Raw genomic sequence first — 7,262 nt, 5'->3', positions numbered from 1 at the left:
TAGACGATCTCGGTGATCGATCCGCCTATGGAGGCGATGCGCGAGGAGTCGGAAAAGACCACCGTGCCTTCTTCGGCCCTGGCTGGCTGGATGGCGACGGCAAGCAGGACACCGAGCATCGGCGCAAGCGCCGCGCGGAAACTGAGAACAAAGCGCATTGGGTGCTACCTTATGCAGCGGTGGGGCTTGGGATGCGGGGCAGGTTCTCGGCCAGGAAACGCCATTCTTCCCGCTCGCCTTCGCCTTCATGGCGCTTGCCGAAGAACTGGATGATCATGCTGCCATTGGCATCGTAGGCCTCCAGTGAGGTGACGTGGCCGTCCTTGGTCGGCTTGCGCACCGCCCAGACCTCGTGGATGTGATCGGTCCTCAGATGCAGGTGGAAGGTCTCGTCGAGCACATTGATCCACGGTCCCATCGGCTTGACCGACTTGATCGAGCCGGAATGGATCTGGATGCAGCCGCGATTGCCCACGAAGCACATGATCGGCATCCCGCCTGCGGCGGCGTGATGGAACATGGCGCTCACCGCATCATTGTCGAGCAGCCAGGCATAGTCCTGCCCCACCATGCGCACCGCCTCGCGGCGGCTGAGCTTCAACGTCTTCAGCATACCGAAGAACTGATGCACGTCGGTGAGCCGGCTCCAGCGGTCGCGCAGATCGTCGATCGAGGCAACCGAAGCCTGGCCCTCACCTCCCGCTTCCGCGGCGCTTGGGAAGATCGCGACGGTCGGTTCCTGGTTCGATGATCCGAGGCTCGCCACCAGCTTCTGGTAGGCATAGAGGCTGGATGCTGGCTTCAGATGCACCTTGTGCACCGCCTCGCCCGCTGCGTCGAAGAACTGCAGGCTGCGGCGGATTTCGTCGCCGTCGCGCTTCTCGACGGCAAAGCCATGCGCCCAGACCTTCGGGAAGATTCGCAGGTCGATGTTTTCGCCAAGCACCATGGCGTTGTGGTTGCCGGTGACGACCTTGTCGTAGATGCCGATCTTTTCATGCACGGCGCTTTCGTTGCGGGTCAGCGCCATCACCTCGCCGACCGCCTCGAGGCCGGTCAGAAGGTCGTTGACGCGCGGCTCGACTCGCACCGCGCCGATGCCGCAATGCGCCGCGACCAGTTCCGCTTCCGAAATGCCCAATTGCGCCGAGAGATCGCGCTCCCGCATTTTCGGATTTTCTTCCCGCGCCCGCCGGATTTCCTCCGGCGACGGCTTAACGCGCTGGTCCATGTCGTCCACCTGTATTGCCTGATGTTCGTCTATCGCCCGCCGACGGCGGTCACTTGTTGAGGATCAGCTTGCCCTGGCGGGTGATCTTCAGGCGGTAGAGTGCGCCGTGATGCTCGATGCCGATCTCATGCTCGCCCTGGAACAGTGTGTTGCTGGACAGCGTTCTCACCGCCAGCGGCACCCGTTCGTAACGCATCTGCGTCTCTTCCGGGCGGCGGACGCGATAGCGGAAATCGTTGGGATTGTGCGTGTTCATCGGGTCGGTCCCTTTCCTCTGACGGCCACCGTGGCCGCAGCCTCATAAAATGCCGATTCAATTCTTGACTCGAATAATCATGTTTACTAGTCAGTGCATTACCGGACTAAATGAGTCAACATTTAAGACGCCGGACGTGATCAAAAATGCGAGCGAGCCATTGGCCAGCCAGCTACGAGCCTGAAAATCTGGAGTTGGGGCATGGGGTTGGTGACTTGGGGACGAACGGACCTGGCGGGCGAGAACGCAGGTTCGGGCTTCCGATCGATGGCGAGCGGCATTGCCATCTTGATGGCCGGAGCGGCGGCGATCGCGCTCAACGTATCGGCGGCAAAAGCGCAACAGGCCACGCAGCCGGCGACGAGCCAGCAGGCCGATCAGAAAAAGAAGGCTGACGAGAAGGCCGCTGCCGAAGGAACCTTGCTCGACAAGATCCTCGTCATCAGCCGCACCGGCGAGACGGCGATCCAATCGCTGGCCTCAGCCAGCCATGTCGATCAGGAGCAGCTCGACCGCCGCATGGCGACGACGCCGAACGAGATGCTGCTCGGCGTGCCCGGCGTCGCCGTGCAGGCCGACGCGCGCCGCGTCTCTTCGAGCATCAATATCCGCGGCCTGCAGGATTTCGGCCGCGTCGCGGTGATCGTTGACGGCGCCAGGCAGGATTTCCAGCGCTCGGACCACGGCACGCAGTCGACCTTCTATGTCGATCCTGAGCTCATCAAGTCGGTCGACGTGATCCGTGGCCCGGTCGCCAACACCTACGGCTCCGGCGCCATCGGCGGCGTCGTCTTCTTCGACACCAAGGACGCCACCGATTTCCTCAAGCCGGAAGAGACCTGGGCCGGCTCGCTGACCGGACGCTACGAGAGCAACGGCAAGGGCTGGACCACCAGCGCCACCGGCGCCTACAAGATCAACGACAACTGGGACGTTCTCGGCAACATCGTCTACCGCGACTATGGCGACTACAAGAACGGCGGCGGCGACACCGTTGCCGGCACCGGGTTCGACGTGCTGAGCGGCCTGCTCAAGACCACCATCCGCCCGACCGAGAACAGCGAATTGAAATTGGGTTGGGTCGGCTCCAAGGATGGCTGGACCGAGACCAGCGGCGGCGTGCCGGCCAACGATGTCGACCTCAAGTCGAACACCTTCACGGCCCGCTACAACATCACCGACGATGCCAAGAGCTGGCTCGACCTCCACATCAACGCTTCCTACAACAAGACGCTTCTCGACCTGACGACGCTCACCGCGCAGAACCGCTTCGATCCGACCACCGGCCTGCCCGTGGTGCTGCCGCCCGGCTCACTGTCGACCTTCGATGTCGGCACGACCGGCATCGACATCTGGAACACCTCGCGGTTCGAGACGGCGAGCGTCGCGCATGAGCTGACTTATGGCGGCGACTGGGTTGGCGACGATGTCGATACCGGCGGCAGCGCCGGCGGCGACAGTTTTTATACACCGTCGGGCAAGCGCAACGTCTCCGGCGCCTACATCCAGGACAAGCTGACCTGGGAATGGCTCGAGGTCATTGGCGGCCTGCGCTACGACAATTACAGCCTGAAGGACGACACGAACGAGACCTCCGGCGACCGGATTTCGCCGCGCGTCACCATCGGCGTCTCGCCCTTCGAAAGCGTCGGCCTGGCAGGCCTGCAGTTCTACGGCACCTACGCGGAAGGCTATCGCTCGCCCTCGCTGACCGAGACGTTGATCAGCGGCAACCATCCCGCTGGCGTCAGCTTCCCGTTCCTGCCCAACCCGAACCTCAAGCCCGAGACCGGCAAGACCGTCGAGTTCGGCGTCAACTACAAGCAGAACGACATCATCGAGGGCGGCGACGCGCTGCGGCTCAAGGCTGCCTACTTCAACAACAATGTCGACGACTACATCGACGGCGTGACGCTCTCGCCCTTCGATCCGACCAGCGGCTGCCCGTTCGGCCCGGGCATTCCGATCTGCTTCCAGTACCAGAACTTCGCCAAGGCCAAGATCAACGGCTTCGAGCTGGAAAGCGTCTACGACGCCGGCTGGGGCTATGCCGGCCTGTCGGCCTCCATCATCAACGGCCACACCATCTCTTATGAGGGCGGGCGCGCTGACCTTGCCACCATCCCCTCCTCGCAGGTCACCGCCCAGCTCGGCCTGCGCTTCCTCGAGGACAAGCTGACGGTCGGCGGCGAGGTGCAGTATAACGGCAAGCCGAAGGGCAATGCGGTGGCCAAGGACTATACGCTGGTGAACGCCTTCGCCAGCTATCAGGCGACCGACAACTTCAAGGTCGATTTCCGCGCCGACAATCTGTTCGACGTCAAATACACCAACCCGCTCAACGGCAGCACGACCGCCGTCCTCTACGAACCCGGCGTCACGCTGAAGCTCGCGGCAACCATGCGCTTTGGAGGCTAAGCGAAACATGAAACGCTTGATGACATCCCTTCGTCTGCTGACCTCGACGTTCGCGATGTCGCTTGCGATGGTGCCGGCGTGGGCCCAGTCCGCGCCGGCTCCGGCCCCAGCTTCGGTATTGAGTTTCGAGCTCAATGCCGCGCAGCCTTCGGAAAAAGGCTGTCGGCTGACCTTCGTTGTCAACAACGCGCTCGGCGCCGACCTGTCCAAGGCGGCTTTCGAGATCGCGCTGTTCAACGAGGCGGGCGTCGTCGACCGCCTCACCGTGCTCGATTTCAAGGACCTGCCGGCCGGCAAGACCAAGGTCACCCGCTTCGACCTTTCCGGCGTCGACTGCGGCAAGCTCAGCCGCGTGCTGATCAACAGCGCGACCGAATGCGCCGGCAGTGGCGTCGACCCCGCAGCCTGCATGCGCGCTTTGAAGACCTCGACCAGGACCGCCATCGCTTTCGGGGTCTGACAAGCTGTTGGGCTTCGAACCGGCACGCAACGCCTTTGTACAAGCCCCGGTCGGCATAGGCCTGGCGCTGCCTGCGGCAACCGATCTTGATTTGACAAGGACGCGTCGCTTGCCGCAGGTCTCCTCGCGAGCCATGCAGGACATCGACCCCCTCTCCGACGCCGACAGCGAACCGGCGATCCCGCCGGCCGAGCCGCAGCAACGGCAGTCGGCGCAAGACCGCAAATGGCCGGTGGCTATTGTCGCCTCCGGCTTCCTCCATGCCGCCGCCGCGGCGGCGTTTTTCATCGCGCCTGCCGGAACATTCGACCCCCTGGATGCGATCCAGGCCGAAGGCAGCAGCCAGTCAGGCGCCGACGCCCAGGGCAGCGCCCTCAATGACGCGATGTCCGGCACGGTGGATGTAACCTTGGTGGCGGACCCGCAGCCGGTGAAGCGCCAAGCGGTCCAGCCCACTCCGCCGGCCGAAGCGCCGCAACCGGCCAGCCAACCTGTAACGCCTCAGCCTCCGGCTGAAGCCGCCCAGGAGCCTGCTTCCACGCCCGATATGCTGACGGCCGCCACAGCGCGCCAAGATGATCAGAGCGTGCCCATGGCCGGCGAACCAACGCCTGCGATCGAGCCGCAAAGCGCCGACGCGTCGCCTGCCGAACCCGAACACCCACCGGCCCCGGCCGCAACGTCGAGCGCACCGGCAGGATCGGGCCAACCCGTTGAGACGCGCGGCACGGAAACAGCGGATGGCGACGCACGCGATGCGCCGACCATAGCCAGCAAGGGTAAGATGAAGGCCGCCGCCGGCAATGCCCTGGAATCCCGCTACAGCGGCGAAATTCAAAAGAGGCTTGCCCGCGCCAACCGCCGCGTTTCGAAATCGGTCCAGGCAAAGGCCCGCAACAACGCCAGGGTCGTTTTCGTGGTCGCGGCCGACGGCAGCATAAGCGACCTGCAGCTCGCCGAAAGTTCCGGCTCCGCCGAGCTCGATCAATTCGCTTTGACGCTGGTGCGCAAGCAGGCACCGTTCCCTCCCATTCCACCCGAGACAGGAAGATCAAGTTGGGTGTTTAAAGCGCGGATCGGTCCCTTCTGAAGTCTCGGTTGAAGCCATCCTGAACGCCACAATTCATGCAATTCGAAAGGAAACCAATGTACATCGCCATGAACCGCTTCAAGGTCCAGAACGGCTCGGAAGAAGCCTTCGAGGACGTCTGGAAAAACCGCGATTCCAGCCTCTCGGAAATGAAGGGTTTCAGGGAATTCCACCTGCTGCGCGGGCCGGTCAACGAGACCGAGGGCTACACGCTGTTTGCCTCGCACACGGTCTGGGCAAGCCAGGAGGATTTCGTCGCCTGGACGAAGTCGGAAAACTTCCGCGCCGCCCATCGCAACGCCGGCGGCTCGAAGGTTCATTACCTCGGCCACCCTCAGTTCGAAGGGTTTTCGGTCGTCGAAGGCGCTTGAACGCGCCTCCGCCTAACTCGTCTCGAACCGACTACGCGGCGGCAAGCAGGCTGGCGTTCCCACCTGCCGCTGTCGTGTCGACGCAGACCGCGCGCTCATGCGCGTAAGCCGCGGGGTTCAGCACCTCGCTGACCAGAGGCACGATCGGTCCCGCGCGGTCGGCAATCACCTTGCGCACGATGCGCGCCGCTTCCGGCGTGCCGGAAAAGGCAACGACGTCGACGCGCAGCGAGCGAGCTTCGACCGGATCGGGCCGGCCATCGATGGCCGAGAGCGGCAGGCCCTTGCCGGTCAGCGCCGAGAGCGCCGCAGGCGCGCCCGGCGCGACCGCCAGAACCGCATTGCCGGCCGCGAGCGCCTGGATCGTCTGGGCAAGCAGCGTCTCGGCATCAGGGCCGAGGCAAAGCACCCGGCCGCGTGGCGCCAGCGACAGCGTGTTGGCCTCGCCGGTCGGCCCGGGCAGGTCGACCTGGCCGAAATCGAGGCTGGCGGCCGCGGCGATCGCCGCCGCGCCCTTGCCGCGCAGGTGCTTCCTCAGGATCGCCACGCGGTCCGGCCGCATCGACCAGCCGCCCAGCGTCGGGTCCGGCAGATTGTCGGCGAGTTCCGTCGCGGTCACCTTGTGGCCATCGACAACCTCGGTTCCGGCCTCAGGCCCCTTGCGGAAACGGCGCAGGTAATGCGGGCCGCCGGCCTTCGGGCCGGTGCCCGAAAGCCCCTCACCGCCGAAGGGCTGCGAGCCGACGACGGCGCCGATCTGGTTGCGGTTGACATAGATGTTGCCGGCATGGATGCCGTCGACGAAATGCTGGACCCGGCCCTCGATGCGCGTGTGCAGGCCGAAGGTGAGGCCGTAACCCTTGCGGTTGATGGCGGCGATGACCTGGTCGATCTCGTCGGCATCGAAAGTCGCGACATGCAGCACCGGGCCGAACACTTCGCGCTCCATCTCTTCGATGCCCTTGACGCGGAAGACATGCGGCGCGACGAAGCGGCCGGTGGCCGGAGCTTCGATCCTGGCGATCAGCCGGCCCTCCAGCCCCTTCTTCTTGCAATAGTCACTGATCGAAGCCTGCGCCTCGTCGTCGATGACCGGGCCGACATCGGTTGAGATGGCCCAGGGATTGCCCACGTTGAGCGCTTCCATCGCGCCCTTCAGCATCTCCAGCATCTTCTTCTCGACGTCCTTTTGGACGTAGAGCACGCGCAGCGCCGAGCAGCGCTGGCCGGCGCTCTGGAAAGCCGACGCCAGGATGTCGCGCACCGCCTGCTCCGGCAGCGCGGTGGAATCGACGATCATCGCATTCAAGCCACCAGTCTCGGCGATCAACATCGCATCGGGCGCCGCGGTCTCGGCCAGCTGCTTCTCGATCAGCTTGGCGACCTCGGTCGAGCCGGTGAAGCAGACGCCGGCGATGCGCGGGTCGGCGGTGAGC

Annotated in this window: 7 protein-coding genes; 4 read left to right on the top strand and 3 right to left on the bottom strand. The window is 64.4% G+C overall.

Going from position 1 to position 7,262, the window contains the following annotated elements; genetic code table 11:
* Window positions 1-169 precede the first annotated feature (169 nt).
* On the bottom strand, window positions 170-1,231 hold the full coding sequence (locus EOA23_RS29600) for a hemin-degrading factor (protein WP_127306739.1): 1,062 nt from the start codon (window positions 1,229-1,231) through the stop codon (window positions 170-172).
* A gap of 49 nt (window positions 1,232-1,280) precedes the next feature.
* Window positions 1,281-1,487, bottom strand: coding sequence for a hemin uptake protein HemP (hemP, locus tag EOA23_RS29595; protein ID WP_042644917.1), 207 nt, complete (start codon window positions 1,485-1,487; stop codon window positions 1,281-1,283).
* A gap of 201 nt (window positions 1,488-1,688) precedes the next feature.
* On the opposite strand from hemP, the gene EOA23_RS29590 reads away from it, so the two are divergent.
* From EOA23_RS29590 to EOA23_RS29575, 4 genes are read left to right on the top strand one after another with little or no spacing between them, the layout of a single operon-like run.
* A complete protein-coding gene (locus tag EOA23_RS29590) occupies window positions 1,689-3,905 on the top strand; it encodes a TonB-dependent hemoglobin/transferrin/lactoferrin family receptor (protein WP_127306738.1) in 2,217 nt (738 codons plus the stop codon).
* Between the two features lie 7 nt (window positions 3,906-3,912).
* On the top strand, window positions 3,913-4,365 hold the full coding sequence (locus tag EOA23_RS29585; protein ID WP_127306737.1) for a hypothetical protein: 453 nt from the start codon (window positions 3,913-3,915) through the stop codon (window positions 4,363-4,365).
* A gap of 7 nt (window positions 4,366-4,372) precedes the next feature.
* On the top strand, window positions 4,373-5,455 hold the full coding sequence (locus EOA23_RS29580) for an energy transducer TonB (RefSeq protein ID WP_245474381.1): 1,083 nt from the start codon (window positions 4,373-4,375) through the stop codon (window positions 5,453-5,455).
* A gap of 56 nt (window positions 5,456-5,511) precedes the next feature.
* On the top strand, window positions 5,512-5,826 hold the full coding sequence (locus EOA23_RS29575) for an antibiotic biosynthesis monooxygenase (RefSeq protein WP_042644923.1): 315 nt from the start codon (window positions 5,512-5,514) through the stop codon (window positions 5,824-5,826).
* A gap of 31 nt (window positions 5,827-5,857) precedes the next feature.
* Here the strand turns inward: EOA23_RS29575 and EOA23_RS29570 are convergent.
* On the bottom strand, window positions 5,858-7,262 hold a 1,405-nt coding region (locus tag EOA23_RS29570; protein ID WP_127306735.1), incomplete at its 5' end, for an aldehyde dehydrogenase family protein.

The sequence above is a fragment of the Mesorhizobium sp. M2A.F.Ca.ET.042.01.1.1 genome, from assembly GCF_003997405.1.
Taxonomy (GTDB): domain Bacteria; phylum Pseudomonadota; class Alphaproteobacteria; order Rhizobiales; family Rhizobiaceae; genus Mesorhizobium.
Note: the sequence above shows the minus strand (reverse complement) of the source record. Positions and strands in the feature narration are given on the sequence as shown.